Annotated in this window: 21 protein-coding genes and 1 tRNA gene; 18 read left to right on the plus strand and 4 right to left on the minus strand. The window is 37.9% G+C overall.

All coding sequences use genetic code 11. The features are described from left to right. Complete coding sequence (locus KPF51_RS04175) at positions 1-609, minus strand: hypothetical protein (RefSeq protein WP_064702806.1); 609 nt, start codon at positions 607-609, stop codon at positions 1-3. Positions 610-733: 124 nt separating this feature from the next. Next, positions 734-1,420: a helix-turn-helix transcriptional regulator gene (locus tag KPF51_RS04180; RefSeq protein ID WP_064702805.1), complete on the minus strand. Its 687-nt coding sequence runs from the start codon at positions 1,418-1,420 to the stop codon at positions 734-736. 121 nt (positions 1,421-1,541) lie between these two features. On the opposite strand from KPF51_RS04180, the gene KPF51_RS04185 reads away from it, so the two are divergent. The 14 genes from KPF51_RS04185 to KPF51_RS04250 all read left to right on the plus strand — a co-directional run bounded on the left by KPF51_RS04185 (position 1,542) and on the right by KPF51_RS04250 (position 8,641). Beyond that, positions 1,542-1,742, plus strand: coding sequence for a YdaS family helix-turn-helix protein (locus KPF51_RS04185; RefSeq protein WP_064702804.1), 201 nt, complete (start codon positions 1,542-1,544; stop codon positions 1,740-1,742). Between the two features lie 48 nt (positions 1,743-1,790). After that, a complete protein-coding gene (locus KPF51_RS04190; RefSeq protein WP_014390720.1) occupies positions 1,791-2,243 on the plus strand; it encodes a phage regulatory CII family protein in 453 nt (150 codons plus the stop codon). A 236-nt stretch (positions 2,244-2,479) separates the two neighbouring features. Next, the gene (locus KPF51_RS04195) at positions 2,480-3,370 is read left to right on the plus strand and encodes a replication protein (RefSeq protein WP_081273046.1); all 891 of its coding nucleotides are present in this window, start codon (positions 2,480-2,482) and stop codon (positions 3,368-3,370) included. Then, positions 3,370-4,806 (plus strand): DnaB-like helicase C-terminal domain-containing protein, encoded by a 1,437-nt coding sequence (locus tag KPF51_RS04200; protein ID WP_064702803.1) that lies wholly within the window; start codon positions 3,370-3,372, stop codon positions 4,804-4,806. The genes KPF51_RS04195 and KPF51_RS04200 overlap by 1 nt, the downstream gene beginning before the upstream one ends. 3 nt (positions 4,807-4,809) lie before the next feature. Further along, entirely contained in the window at positions 4,810-5,235 is a 426-nt protein-coding gene (locus tag KPF51_RS04205) for a recombination protein NinB (RefSeq protein WP_064702802.1), read from the plus strand. Between the two features lie 73 nt (positions 5,236-5,308). Further along, positions 5,309-5,509, plus strand: coding sequence for a hypothetical protein (locus KPF51_RS04210; RefSeq protein ID WP_064702801.1), 201 nt, complete (start codon positions 5,309-5,311; stop codon positions 5,507-5,509). Positions 5,510-5,517: 8 nt separating this feature from the next. Continuing rightward, positions 5,518-5,760: a hypothetical protein gene (locus KPF51_RS04215; RefSeq protein ID WP_130555677.1), complete on the plus strand. Its 243-nt coding sequence runs from the start codon at positions 5,518-5,520 to the stop codon at positions 5,758-5,760. Further along, entirely contained in the window at positions 5,757-5,912 is a 156-nt protein-coding gene (locus KPF51_RS04220; protein WP_155736201.1) for a hypothetical protein, read from the plus strand. The genes KPF51_RS04215 and KPF51_RS04220 overlap by 4 nt, the downstream gene beginning before the upstream one ends. A gap of 211 nt (positions 5,913-6,123) precedes the next feature. Continuing rightward, positions 6,124-6,705, plus strand: coding sequence for a recombination protein NinG (locus tag KPF51_RS04225; RefSeq protein ID WP_130555676.1), 582 nt, complete (start codon positions 6,124-6,126; stop codon positions 6,703-6,705). Then, positions 6,702-7,205: an antiterminator Q family protein gene (locus tag KPF51_RS04230; protein WP_064702797.1), complete on the plus strand. Its 504-nt coding sequence runs from the start codon at positions 6,702-6,704 to the stop codon at positions 7,203-7,205. The genes KPF51_RS04225 and KPF51_RS04230 overlap by 4 nt, the downstream gene beginning before the upstream one ends. Before the next feature lie 174 nt (positions 7,206-7,379). After that, positions 7,380-7,455, plus strand: a tRNA-Asn gene (locus KPF51_RS04235). A 66-nt stretch (positions 7,456-7,521) separates the two neighbouring features. Continuing rightward, on the plus strand, positions 7,522-7,818 hold the full coding sequence (locus KPF51_RS04240; protein ID WP_081273045.1) for a hypothetical protein: 297 nt from the start codon (positions 7,522-7,524) through the stop codon (positions 7,816-7,818). Next, positions 7,815-8,345 (plus strand): lysozyme, encoded by a 531-nt coding sequence (locus KPF51_RS04245; protein WP_064702796.1) that lies wholly within the window; start codon positions 7,815-7,817, stop codon positions 8,343-8,345. The genes KPF51_RS04240 and KPF51_RS04245 overlap by 4 nt, the downstream gene beginning before the upstream one ends. Then, entirely contained in the window at positions 8,318-8,641 is a 324-nt protein-coding gene (locus tag KPF51_RS04250; protein ID WP_081273044.1) for a DUF2570 family protein, read from the plus strand. The genes KPF51_RS04245 and KPF51_RS04250 overlap by 28 nt, the downstream gene beginning before the upstream one ends. A gap of 210 nt (positions 8,642-8,851) precedes the next feature. Here KPF51_RS04250 and KPF51_RS04255 read toward each other — a convergent pair whose 3' ends face one another. Together KPF51_RS04255 and KPF51_RS04260 are read right to left on the minus strand one after the other, a co-directional pair. Continuing rightward, a complete protein-coding gene (locus KPF51_RS04255; protein ID WP_014391478.1) occupies positions 8,852-9,220 on the minus strand; it encodes a helix-turn-helix transcriptional regulator in 369 nt (122 codons plus the stop codon). A gap of 36 nt (positions 9,221-9,256) precedes the next feature. Then, complete coding sequence (locus tag KPF51_RS04260) at positions 9,257-9,517, minus strand: type II toxin-antitoxin system RelE/ParE family toxin (RefSeq protein ID WP_064702795.1); 261 nt, start codon at positions 9,515-9,517, stop codon at positions 9,257-9,259. 205 nt (positions 9,518-9,722) lie between these two features. Here KPF51_RS04260 and KPF51_RS04265 point away from each other — a divergent pair, with 205 nt between their 5' ends. From KPF51_RS04265 to KPF51_RS04280, 4 genes are read left to right on the plus strand one after another with little or no spacing between them, the layout of a single operon-like run. Next, positions 9,723-10,259, plus strand: coding sequence for a terminase small subunit (locus KPF51_RS04265; RefSeq protein ID WP_064702794.1), 537 nt, complete (start codon positions 9,723-9,725; stop codon positions 10,257-10,259). Beyond that, entirely contained in the window at positions 10,243-11,466 is a 1,224-nt protein-coding gene (locus KPF51_RS04270) for a PBSX family phage terminase large subunit (protein ID WP_064702793.1), read from the plus strand. Before KPF51_RS04265 ends, KPF51_RS04270 begins: the two co-directional genes overlap by 17 nt. A gap of 14 nt (positions 11,467-11,480) precedes the next feature. Continuing rightward, positions 11,481-12,926 carry an anti-CBASS protein Acb1 family protein gene (locus tag KPF51_RS04275; RefSeq protein WP_064702792.1) on the plus strand — a complete coding sequence of 482 codons (1,446 nt, stop codon included), beginning with the start codon at positions 11,481-11,483 and terminating at the stop codon, positions 12,924-12,926. Then, positions 12,880-13,851: a phage minor head protein gene (locus KPF51_RS04280; RefSeq protein WP_064702791.1), complete on the plus strand. Its 972-nt coding sequence runs from the start codon at positions 12,880-12,882 to the stop codon at positions 13,849-13,851. Before KPF51_RS04275 ends, KPF51_RS04280 begins: the two co-directional genes overlap by 47 nt. The last annotated feature ends 11 nt before the right edge of the window (positions 13,852-13,862 follow it).

Below are 13,862 nucleotides of genomic sequence, written 5' to 3' on the forward strand. Positions count from 1 at the left end.
TTAATCCTTAACTTGTAGATAAGTATGTTCTGTAAGTCGAACTACTTTGAAACGACTATTATCTATATCCAAGAGGGTATTACGTGCAATAAAAATAATATGTACGTTATTACTCCTCTCAGCCTCATAAAATTTATATCCCATAAAAGCAAGTATTGGGTTGAATGTGCAAGCTCCAGAATAACTCACCCAAATAAATATACTCATATAAAAGAACACCGCGATTCCAAGGTTGGAAAATATCTCAGCGCCAGCCATTAATGGAAATAGATAACTAATAAAATAGTTTGCCATTTCTCTATGGGCTGGTGTAACAGATGTCAATTTAAATGCTTGAGTAGGGTGTTGGAGTGTGGCTTGTTTTTTTGCTTGGTAAAATACCCAAGGGAATAAGAGTACACTTACCACAAACAGTCCAATAGATAGCAAAAAAACACACTCTTTTTGGGATAGTTCCCAAGCCAGTAAATGCCCCAAAAGCCGTTCAAGCTTATGAGGGATTTCATCAATTCCCTGAATGCTTTGTAATCCAATTAATAAGGAAATAGAAAGGCAAATTGGGGATATTGAGCTGATAGTAAGCAAAATTCTTGCAAATCGATTTAGCATAATACATTCTCCTAACTGATCTTTTTTACAGTATATTATATACTAAATACATTGCTAATTATCTAACTTAAACTCATTTCACTAGCACACACCACTAATCACAAAGCACAGACCACCAGAAGACTTACAACAAAACCGAATACCAAAATACTTTCCCGATCACTACAATTTCATCTAGGTTTACTATTTCATCTGGGTATGATGTTGAGTTAAAACTTCTGATCAATACTTGCTCATTTGGCATTTTGTTTAAAATTTTAATGCGCAATAATCCGCCGTGATTGATTGCGTAGATATTGTTATCACGAATAACTTTATTCCCCATATCTACACCAACAGTTGCTCCATCTGGTATTGCAGGTTCCATTGAGTCACCTTCCGCCACAACACAGACTGCATTTTCATATTGCACACCTTGTCTACGTAATGTTGCTTTAGAAAAGCGCAATTTAAAATTGTTATAGTCCATGATGTCATCTGCAAACCCATTACCAGCAGCAAGCCTAATATCTTGTAAAAATGGTACTTCGATATCTTCGTCATGAAGTGGGGTATTGCGATCCCACAAATCAAATGAGCCAATATCTTTTACATTAGATTCTATGCTGCTTTGTTTTATATCTAAGTAAAACGGTGGCATTCCATTTTCACTTTCTAATCTTCTTGCTGCCTTTTCACCAAATGATGGGGTCTTCCCACTAATTAACTGAGATACATAACTTCTATCTTTTTCAGGCACAACTTTGTCTGAAAACCATTTTTTTAGATTTTCTCTTCTTACTTGGGTTAGTTCGTTTTTATCTAAATTCATAGAGTACTCCTTTTCACCTTAATGTTATTTAGTAACAACTAAACTAGCAAATGCTAAATATTATTTACTTTTTCATTTATTAAATGCTAAACTGTATTTAGTTTTTAATATCGGAGGTGAAATGGAACTTAAAAACTACTTATCAAATCGCCCCCGCGGATTCAAAGCTGAGTTTGCTAGAAAGCTAGGCATTTCAAAGTCATTTCTTTGCCAGGTCGAAAAAGGATATTCAAAAGCCCCTATTGAGCTAGCTAAGAAAATCGAAAACCTAACTAGTGGGGCAGTAAAGAAAGCAGATATCCGCCCTGACGTATGGGGTTAACTTACCAACTAACTAATAAACAATCTTCAAGAAAAGGAATTATTTTTCATGAACAGCAAAGAAATACAGAGATTGTTACACCGAGATTGTAAGAACAGCTCAGGCGGTATTACCTCTCTTGCTTATACGTTAGAGAAGTCGCCAAAAATTCTTGGCAACAAGCTCAACGTGGATTGCGAGCAGAACCAATTGAGCTTTATCGAAGCGATCGAACTTATCGCCACCGTTCAAAGCAAGAAAACACTCTCAGCTATTGCAGCACAAATCGATCACATCGTTGTGCCTATGCCTAGATGTGCTGATTGCGGTCAAGACGTACTAGCAAGATTTCTAGATATTGCGGAATCAAGCGGAAGAATCGGAAAAGAGATTAAAAGTGCGGTGAGTTCTGATTCAGAGCTTGGACGTAATTTATCTCAACGTGAGAAACAAAGAATCTTAGCAGAAGTGGAACAGTTAATTGAGCAAGCTATCTGTTTGAAGATGGAATTGGGGCAATAAAAATGCCACTGCGGCAACAGTGGCTTTCCAGTATGCAATATTCGGAATTAAAAGGTAAAACCGATGGACAAATTATCTCAAAAAAATCAACAAAATTCAATATTTAAATCAATACCGAAAAGCAAACGACTGCGATGGCTCATCTTTGAGGAATATAAGCAAAGAATCGCAAACGTTGGTTTAACCCATACACAGTATGAGCAAAGAATCAGAGCAGCAGTTAAGGAGTTAGGTATATGAGCAACGTATTAAGACTAGATGATTACAGAGAGAAAATCGCACAAGAAAAACCGATAAAAGAGGTTAAGAAAGTGAGTATTGATGACGGTTATACTGCCATTCCAAACGAATTACTGGAGTCAATTTTAAAGTCAGGCGTGCTTGGCTGGAAAGGTTCTTATTTATTGGCGACAGTATTAAAAACTCTTAAATGGCATAAAAAAAGTGACTGGTTCTCACATTCTCAAGTGTGTGAAATGATGGGAATTGAGGCTAACAAATATCATATCAATCAACTTTCCGCTGCTAGAAGTGAATTAATCAAGGCAAAAATACTGTTTGAAAAAGGTAGAAATACTGGTGTTAATTTAGCTGTTTTTGAATGGTCAATGATAATTCCCGATAAAGTAGGGAAATCCCGAAAATCTAGGGATTTAATTCCCGAAAATGTAGGGAACACATATCCCGAAAATGTAGGGAACACAAAAGAAACTCTTACAAAAGAAAAAATAAATATAACCCCCTTACCCCCTAAAGGTGAATCAGCTAACGCTGATGGCGAAAGAAATGCCAAAGAAGATTTATCTCCTAAAAATAAAAAAAATCGTTCTGCTGAAAAAATCGATTATCAAGGCGTTATTGATGCGTTCAACGAAGCTAACACTGAAAACGGTTCTAAATTGCCATTTGTTAGAGAATTATCAGACAAACGAAAAACAAGCATTAAAAAATTCCTCTTGTCACTGAAAGAGCCTACCGCGAAATGTGCAGGTAATTATTTTAGTGCCTTGTTCTCAATGCTAAGACCTTTCCATTTTGGTGAAGAAAAAAATTCAACTTGGAAAGCAAATTTTGATTGGGCAATTCGTGGCGAAACTGTGATTAAAGTGCGTGAGGAGAACCTGTAATGAGTACACAAATTCAAACAGTCCCTTACAACTTGCAGGCAGAACAATCTGTACTTGGTGCAATCATGATGGATGCTAACGGTGAGAGAAGTGCGACAGTTTTTGCGATGTTAAAACCTGAAAGTTTCCATGTGCCAGCACACAAAAAAATCTATGAAGAAATGCTTTTCTTGGCGAGAAATAATCAACCGATCGATTTAATGACTATTGATTCACGTTTAAGAGCAATTGGTATTATCGAGCAAATTGGCGGTATGGCGTACCTCGCAGAAATGTCAAAAAACACTGTCAGTATCGCTAATATTTCAACGTATGCGCAGATTGTGCGAGATGAAGCAATTAAACGTTTTACCTTTGCTAAGTTACAAGACTGCCAAGAAATGGTGCTTTCTAGTAATGGTTTGAACGCACAAGAAAGACTTGATGCAGTTAGTCGCTTAATGTCTGAGATTGCGGATTATGGACGTACAGGAGCAACAAAAGGCTTACGTACAGCAAGAGAGGTTGGTGGTGAATGGTTAGGTAGTTACCAAGAGCGATTAGAAAATCCAAGTGCTACAAGAGGACTTACAACTGGGCTTACGGCACTTGATGATTTACTTGGTGCGAAAGGACTAGTTAAACAATCGTTAGTTGTGGTTGGCGCAAGACCTAAATGCGGCAAAACTGCTTTCTATGGCATGGTTGCAGAAAACTGCATTATCAATGAGAAAAAGCCAGCACTTTTATTTAGCCTAGAAATGTCAGGACAATTAATCTTTGAAAGATTGATTGGACAGAATGGAAATATCAATACCACCGCATTTTATGAACACGATCCAGATGTCATCTTTCACAAATATCACACTACGCAAGAATCACTTATTAACCGCGCAAGTAATGCAGTAGGAGAGCTAATCAAAGACGATCTCTTGTATATCGACGACACACCGGGTGTTTCAATGGCCCACATCAGAAATGAATGCAGACGTATCAAACGTGAACGTGGCGAAATTGGATTAATTGCGGTTGATTATCTCACATTGATGAAAGCTGAAGATGCAGAACGTAACGATCTCGCTTACGGCAAAGTAACTAAAGAGCTTAAAAATCTTGCTCGCGAGATGGATTGTGTAGTGCTGCTTCTAACCCAATTAAACCGCAAACTTGAAGATCGTGGCGATAAACGCCCACTTCCTAGTGATAGCCGTGACACTGGTCAAATCGAACAAGAATGTGATTACTGGCTCGGGTTGTACAAAGAGAGCGTTTACAACGAAATGGCGGATAAGTCATTAACAGAAATCATTTTAAGGCTAAACCGTCATGGTGGAAGTGGCACAGTTTATGCCGATCAACGTTTTGGTTCAATGTTCAATTGTGATCAAGACGAAGCAAAACTAAGAGCAGAGCAATGCAAACCAGAGCCGAAGAAAGTTAAGAAAGGGGATTTTTAAGATATGGAAATTAAAAACCAATTCTTCTTACGCTCAGAACAAGTTCGATCAAATTGCCAAGATTTTATTGCTCAACTCCCTATCGATGATGACAAGCCACTAGTCGTTGATATTAAGCCAAGAACACGCAACCTAGAGCAAAACGCTAAATTCCATGCCATGTGCCAAGACATAGCTAATCAGCTCGAATTTATGGGGCGTAAGCTCACGATGGAGCAGTGGAAAGTGTTGTTCATCTCAGGTCATGCGATGGCAACAAATGAACAAGTAGAAATGGTACCAGGTCTTGAGGGCGAGTTCGTAAACATTCGTGAAAGCTCAGCAAGAATGAGTGTTAAACGCATGGCAAGTTTGATTGAGTATGTGACGGCTTATGGTGTAAACCATGGCGTTAGATTTAACGACAGATACGGATTTTGGGGGAAATAATGGAAGATTTTTTGATTGTAATTGGATCACTAGGAATGTTGTTTTTGGGCTGTATGTTGATGGGTGATTTTTTATGAAAACAGAATACAAATGCCCGAAATGTGGTGGTGAGATAGAAGATTTAACAGAATCAGATGAATGGATGTATTTCGCTGATGAGCCGTTTAGATGTTGTGGCCACTACACTGGAAGATATCCGAATGTCAGTAAAGATTGCTTAATGAATCGTACTAAGTCTTGCGGTTATTTTAGTTTAGAAGAGTTAAAGAAATGAGAATAAAAATGGAGAAATTTAAGTCAGTTTGGAAGTATGTATTTGGTGTAATTTTGTTCCCCGTTTGGTGGTTAATTATATTTCTTTGGTGCTTGCTTTTAACTGTGTTTGTTTTTGTTATTACGCTTAAGTGGCAACTTAAAGACATTATAGAAGGCGTAACTTTATCACTTGATTTCTTTGGGTTCTGGAAAGAAATGGAAACAAACGCAAGAAAGGGGGTTGTCAGAGCATTTAGGGGTGATAAATGAGAAAGAATTTATTGGCGCTAGCAATGGCAAGTATGGCTGTTTCTCAGGGCGATGGATTGGTTATAAAAATAATAGAAAATCCAAAACCACCAAGACCAAAGATTAATAAAAGAGATGTTTTTAAGAATGGTAAGAGAGGGAAAAACAAATGAGGAAAACAGCACTAGCGCTTTTACTTTTTGTTTATATGACGATTTGGATTTTATTCGCATTAACGAGCTTTCCTATCTATCTAGTCGCAATAAGTGTCGAGGGTCTAATCCTACACCTTAGAGGATACAAGAATGGTTACTGGAAATTCTGGAAGCAAGACGTTAGAGATTATCCGTGGAGAGTTAAGGCGTTTTTTTACGGGGATTATTTATAGTGACTAAAAAGCCGAAAGAGCATAAATGCAAGGTATGCGGTAACTACTTTGTGAAAAACAAATCAACACAGAAAGTCTGTTCAGTTGATTGCGCTATCAAGCTCAGCAAAGAAGAAGCACGCAAGAAAAGAGAAAAAATACAAAAAGCCGAGCGCATAGAAACTGCAAAACGAATGAGGGCAAGAAAGGAGGCGTTAAAAACAAGAAGGGATTGGTTAAACGATTTACAAAAGATTTTCAATAAATTCATTAGACTGCGAGATAAGGACGAACCTTGTATTAGTTGCTGTCGTTATCATCAAGGGCAATGGCATGCTGGACATTATAAAACAATCGGTTCATCACCGGAGCTAAGATTTGATGAAAAAAACGTCCATAAACAATGCTCTGCCTGTAATAACCATAAAAGTGGAAATGTTACAGAATACAGGATCAACCTTATTAAAAAGATAGGTGTTGAAGAAGTAGAAAGATTGGAGAGAAAAGATCATCCACCACTAAAACTCACAAACGACGAAATCAAAGCAAAGATTGCGCTGTACAAAAACAAAATTAAAGAATTAGAGGGCAGGGAATGAAATTTAGTGAATTAAAATTAACACAAGAACAAGAATATTTTGTCGACAAGTGGATGGACATGTGGGGCAACTGGATTAGAACTGAACGGTTTAATAAAACACAATTTAATATCATTAGTAGATTAATGCAAAGTGTTACACCAAGCGAACCTAGCGAGCCAATTTGTGATGATGATGTTGGAATGATGATCAGTCAAATTGTTGACCAGTTCTTTATGAAGCATGATCCAGCGATGCGGTTCATTGTCTTTTCTTACTACGTGAACAAATGCACTATTAACAAAATAGCTGTAACGTTGAGAAATAACAGCGACGAAGTACCAATGCAGCCATGTGCAGGTAAGTCTAATATTAGGGTTCCTAGCCTTGATTACTTCAAGAGACAAGTGAAGAATGAATTGATTATCGCAAAAGCAATAATTCACGAACTTCTTGTAAAAGGATTCGTAATTCTGCGAAATGGTAGCGAACGTGCTGTTAACGTGAAAATTGGTTATTGACATACTTGCATACTTGCACTATCATTTAATTATATGGTGATCGTAGTGTAAGTATGATTCACCGCAGGGGTAAGAGCTGGTGCTCAGGTGGGCTTCACCACACCTAACAAACGTTCGATTCGTTTACTTATCCCATTCAACAAAACCTAGCCTCAAAGCTAGGTATTTTTTTTAGGATAGTTAACTCAGTTGGTAGAGTGGCTGGCTGTTAACCAGTATGTCGCAGGTTCAAATCCTGCACTGTCCGCCAAATTCACAAGCCTAGTCTTAACGGACTGGGCTTTTTTATTGCCCCAAAAGCAAGGGGGTGGAGATTATGAAAATGAAAGATGCTGGGACGCAATCATATATCTGGTCGGGATTTAGTGGCTTACTTGCTTGGCTAGGCGATCAACAAAACTTGATGATGGTTAGTCTTGCGATCGGTATTGTTACCGCTCTCGTTAACTTATCCTCAAAATTTCATGAGCGAAGAGTGCGAATTAGAGAAGAGGCAAGAAAACTCAAAACGAGAGAAGAAGAAAGAAAAATTAGAATTCGTGACGAAGAAAGAAAAGAAGAACTTCACCGGCTACATGTGCAACGATTGAGAAAAGGGCTTGATATAGAATGAAACACGCTAAGAAGATAACGGCTTGTTCTGTTGCAATGATTATCGCTGTTGTCATGTCAAATCACTCAACTGAGATTCGCACCGGTGAGCGTGGATTAGAAATCATCGGTAATGCCGAAGGTTGCGCACGTGAACCTTATAGATGTCCTGCTGACGTTTTAACAGTTGGTATTGGTTCAACGGAATTAAGCGGACTACCTATTGAACGTAAAAAATATTCAGACGAAGAAATAGCGAAGCGCTGGGTAAATGACATCAAAGTGGCTGAAAAATGCGTTAATAACTGGGCAAGTGGAAAGAACTTACCGCAAAGTACATTTGAGGCAGCGGTATCAATCACATTTAATGTCGGATGTTCTAAGCTGAAATATTCTACGTTATTTAAACACGCAAAAAATGGCGATATTCAAGCAATGTGCGATCAATTTCCACGCTGGAAATACGCCAACGGTAAAGTATTACGTGGACTTGAAATTCGCAGACAAAAGGAACGTGAACTATGTTTAGCCGACTTACACAAATCTTGATCATCGTAATTTTGGGCTTGTGTGTCGCGTTGTGGTTCCAGTTCCAATCTATTTCTAACTTAAAAGCCAAAAACACCATTCAAGCCCAAACCATTTCACTACAGGGCGAAAGTATCAAAAAGCTCAAACAGCAAGAAGAAATAAACAGACAACTTACACTCGAAATCAGCAGACTTGAGAGTGAGTCTAGGAGCAAATCAGATGATGCAATCAATTCTATTTCACATGATGAAAAAAGTGCTGACGCTTACAATGCCAGTGCTCCTCGTTCTATTGTTGACTTCTTGCGCCAGTAAGCCAGTAGCACAAGTTTGTCCAAGCATTCCAGTCGCACTTCTCGCGCACTTAGATAAAACAGGTTTTAACGGTAATACTTACGGTGACGTTTCAAAGTACGCAGTAATACTCAAACGTGAGCGTGACGTATGTTTGAATAGGATTGATAAGATTAGAGAATGGCAGAAAGAAGATTTAAATAAGTGAAAAGGGGTGATCCCCCTTTTCTTTTATAGAATAAGCTGTTCTGGTTTACAGTTATAAATTGCAGCTAAACGTTCACAAGTTTTTTGTTGTGGTTTAGATCCTTTTTTCTCTGCTTGAGAAATTGATGATTGAGTTAACCCAGTTTTAACTGCTACATCATATTGTGATAATCCACGATATACGCGCCACGCAGCTAATAAACTTAAGTCTTGATCAAACATAATATTAATAACTTCGTTTGGCACTGTTTCATTATCTGTATGATCTGATTGATAGGGTACATCTTGAAAAATTAAATCATCATCAAGTGCAGTCAAGCGTTTAAACTCTTCGATTGGCAAGACTACAAATTGTGGTTTGCCATTTGTATCGTTGATGTATTGTAGTTTCATGAGATCTCCTTTAGTGGGGATTTCTCCCCACTATTATTAATAAGTTGTTGATGTTCTGCGTTTAACTGTTTGTATATTGATTATTCTTGGTTCACCGTCGATTACTTCAAACAAAACTCTGTAATCACCGACCCTTAATCTATACTGGTTATCTTTACCTGACATCTTTTTTAAATCTAACTTGACATCGGGAAAGGCGTTTAACGCGTTCACTTTTTCTCTAATTGGCTTTACATATCTTTGGTCTATTGAAAGCAGTTGCTTAATTGCTTTCTTAGTCCAGTTAATCTGATTCATTTAATCTCCTTTTTAAAGAACAAGTATCTTTCCATGATTAGATAATAAGATATATATCTTATATTGTCAATGTTTTTTTAGAAAAAATCTAATTATTTTCCATTTTTCTAATCATTGTTGCACTGCGAGATGAGAGAGCTACTGCCTTAACCAAGTATTATTACGCATATATACACAAAGCAAGTATTTAAAAAAGGATTTACCTATGCCAAAAAAAGACGAGGTTAAATCCACGTCTAAAGGGCGTGGTAAAACTAAATTAACGAATAAACAAAAACGTTTTATTGAAGAATATCTAATTGACCTAAACGCCACTCAAGCAGCAATTAGAGCTGGTTATAGTCAGGATACAGCAAGACAGATGGGAGCAGAGAACCTGTCAAAACCTGTCATCCAAGAGGCTATCCAAAAAGCCCAAAACAAGAGGTCAGAACGAGTTCAAATTTCACAAGATGATGTGTTACGTGATTTGATAGAGCTACGTGATATGTGCATGGCGCGTAAGTCAGTCATTGTCACTGATACAGTTAAAAACAATCAAGAGGGAACTGTTACTGCGATTGATAATTCCGTTTACGCTTTTGAACCAGCAGGGGCAAATAAAGCACTTGAGTTGTTGGGTAAACATTTGGGAATGTTTAAAGAACGAGTAGATCTCACTAATTCAGACAGTTCACTTAATCGTCCAACAATTATTGAATTAGTTTCACCATCGGTAAATAGCAATGAAAGTACAGATTGAAATACCACCTAAACTCATCCCTGTTTTTAGTGGTAATTATCGTTATCGTGGATCTTATGGTGGACGTGGTTCTGCAAAAACAAGAACGTTCGCGAAAATGACTGCTGTAGTTGCATATAAGAGAGCAATGGCAGGTGACAGTGGTGTTGTGCTATGTGGTCGTGAGTTTATGAACTCGCTTGAGGATTCCTCACTTGAAGAAGTTAAACAGGCAATTAGATCTGAACCATTTTTAGAGGCTTTTTTTGAAATAGGTGAGAAGTATATCAGAACAAAATGCGGCAGAGTGTCGTATATATTTTCTGGTCTACGTCATAACTTAGATAGTATCAAATCGAAAGCGAGGATATTACTTGCTTGGGTTGATGAGGCAGAATCAGTCAGTGAAATGGCTTGGAGTAAATTAATTCCTACGGTTCGTGAACATAATTCAGAAATCTGGCTGACGTGGAATCCTGAAAAAAGAGATTCCGCAACGGATAAGCGTTTTAGACAATTCCCACCTGATAGCTCGGTGATTGTTGAAATGAACTATACCGACAACCCTTGGTTTCCTGATGTATTAGAGCAAGAAAGACTGAATGATAAAAAACGCCTAGACGATGCAACTTATCGCTGGATTTGGGAAGGTGCTTACTTAGAAGCGAGTGAGGCTCAGATCTTTAATGGTAAGTATGAAGAATTAGAATTTAAACCAAATCAAGATTTCAACGGTCCATATTTTGGGCTTGATTTTGGCTTCGCTAAAGATCCAACTGCTGCAGTTAAATGTTGGGTGTTTGATAATAACTTGTATATTGAATATGAGGCAGGCAAAACAGGCTTGGAGTTAGATCACACAGCAGGTTTTATAAAAGAAAGGGTGCCAGATATAGAAAAATATATATTACGTGCAGACTCAGCAAGACCTGAATCAATAAGCTACCTTAAGCGAAATGGTGTTCCTCGAATTGAGGGAGTTAAAAAATGGAGCGGATCGGTTGAGGATGGGATAGAACACATCAAATCTTACAATAAAGTTTACATTCATCCTCGCTGCAAAGAAACATTGCGCGAGTTCAGGTTGTATAGCTACAAGACAGACAGATTAACAGGCGATGTGCTACCTACCGTGCTTGATGAGCACAATCATTATATTGATGCTATTCGTTATGCGTTAAATCCGCTAATTCAATCTAAAAATGCAGCAGGTATTTTCTTTAGTTAACATGAGCACTTATTATGAAACAAGAATTTGAAATCAATCAGCTTGCTGAGCTTATTGTTAACAATGCTCTACAAGCAAACAGAGTGAGAAATTTAACCAATGCGGGCGTGATAGGTAATACCAAGCGCCCTCGTTTGTATTCTGAGTTCGGATATCCTAAAAAACTCTCATTCAGTCACTTTTTCGAAGCATATCAAAGAATGTCGGCTGGTGGAGCGGCAATAGATCGCTTACTTGATAAATGCTGGTCTGATATGCCAATTGTTATAGATGGCGAGAAAAGCGATGAGGATAAGGAGAGCTCTGAATGGGAGCTTTCTGCAACAAAGCTAATCAAGCGTTATTTTAAACAATTAAAAGAAGCCGATAGACGAAATCTTGTCGGTCACTATAGTGCCTTAATTCTTCAAGTTAGAGATGGAAAAGCATGGGATGAACCCGTAGACGATCTATCTTTGAAATCACTAAAAGATAAAGGCATTGTGAAATTGATACCCGTTTGGGAAATTCAATTAAAAGTCATCGAATGGGTCACTGACGAAAAAAGCGAGAACTACGGCGATCCTTTATATTTCCAATTTGACGAAGCAGGTACCTCTTTCGGCAAAAATCAGAATAGAAGCATTAAGATACATCATAGTAGAGTTATTGTTTTAAATGAGGGTTCTGAGGATTCAGACCCAAGTTCTGGTGTGCCATTATTGCGATTAGGGTACAACAATCTCTTGGATATTGAGAAAGTCGCTGGTGGTAGTGCTGAGGGATTTCTAAAAAATGCAAGTCGTCAGCTTGGCGTTAAATTAACTAAAGAAACAGATTTAGCGACTTTAATAAGTGAGGCTAAAAGTCGAGGATATGACGGTTTGGCTGATGCGATGAATGCGCAGATTAGTAAATTAAACTCAGGTACTGATTCAGCATTAGTCATGCAGGAAGGTGATGTTAGCGTTTTGTCCGTTGCACCAGCAGATCCAATGCCAACATGGACAGTCTCGGCGAATTTATTCGCATCATCTGTTCGTATGCCATTTACTATTCTGTTCGGTCAACAAACTGGTCGTTTAGCCTCTGATGAAGATAAAAACGACTGGGCTAGCCGCTGTAATGAGAGACGGAACACATTTTTAACAGATTTAATTCTTAAATTTATAAACCGATTAATTAAATTTGGTGTTTTAGACTCGCCTAAACACGAAGAAGTAACGGTCACATGGTCTGATTTGCTGGCTCCAAGTGAGAAAGAGAAAATTTTAAATGCTAAGGAATTATCAAGCGTTGCTGAAAGCTCTGTGAGAGCGTTTGGTATCTCTGCGATCAATCCTAACGAAATAAGAGCAATCATGGAGCTTGAGCCATTAGAGGAAGATGATTTAGAGCCACCTGAAATTGATAAAAAAGGAGATCCGTTAGTCGATGATAAAGAGAAAGACAAACAGAAATCCGATTTTGCCGAGAAGTAAATCAGACCCAATCGGGATGGGGCGCAATGTTCGTAAAATGTTCTCTGATATTGAAGAACGGTATTACAAAATAAAGCTAGATATCAAAAATTTGCTTGATAGAAAAGTAATACCGCGATCAATTATAGGGGTTAATGAAAAGTCTGTGATCGTCTGTAGTCAATTTACAGAAGTGCCGATGCTCTATTTTGTAAATAGCAATGAACATGATTACAACTTCACATCAGAAGAATTTGCTAAATTCAGTGATGAGATACAAAAAATTTTAGAGGATTGGTTGTTAGAAGAAAGTAGAATGGGTGAGTTGTGGTTTGAGTTGTATTTAGAAGAATCACAGAAGGCTGCGACACTATCAACTCATTCATCACTGTCTCAACAATCTGATTTATATCTCACGCAACGACCACTTTATCAAATACTTTTCAGCGAACCATATTTAGAAAGATTGGCTATTGCTCAACAATTATTCTATGAACAATGGCGAGGTCTTACTTATCAAACAAAATCAGATCTAATCTACATAATTAGCGAAGCGGTAGTACGTGGCATCAATGTCAAAAAAACGGCTGAACTAATAAGCAAGAGATTAGACATATCTATGTCTAGAGCCAAAAAAATGGCTCAAACAGAACAGTTGTCTGTCTACAGGCGAGCTGAGTGGGAAGAAGCAAAAGCGGCTAGAGATGAGCTTGGTCTTGATGCTGGGATATTGCATATTTCGGCATTAAAAAGCACAACTCGGATTACTCATGCTAAAAGACACGGAAAAGTGTTTACGCCAGAGGAGCAGGAGGCGTGGTATCAAAAAGATGGAAATAGATTTAACTGCTATTGTAAATCACAGGTCATTATCAAAGAAGATACGCCATTATCGACACTAAAAAGGTATGAGAATGAACGTAAAGCTTGGTTAAAAACTCATTAAGAGGAATCAAA

Origin of the sequence: Pasteurella sp. XG20, from assembly GCF_018968665.1 — a bacterium.
GTDB classification, from domain to species: Bacteria; Pseudomonadota; Gammaproteobacteria; order Enterobacterales; family Pasteurellaceae; genus Pasteurella; species Pasteurella multocida.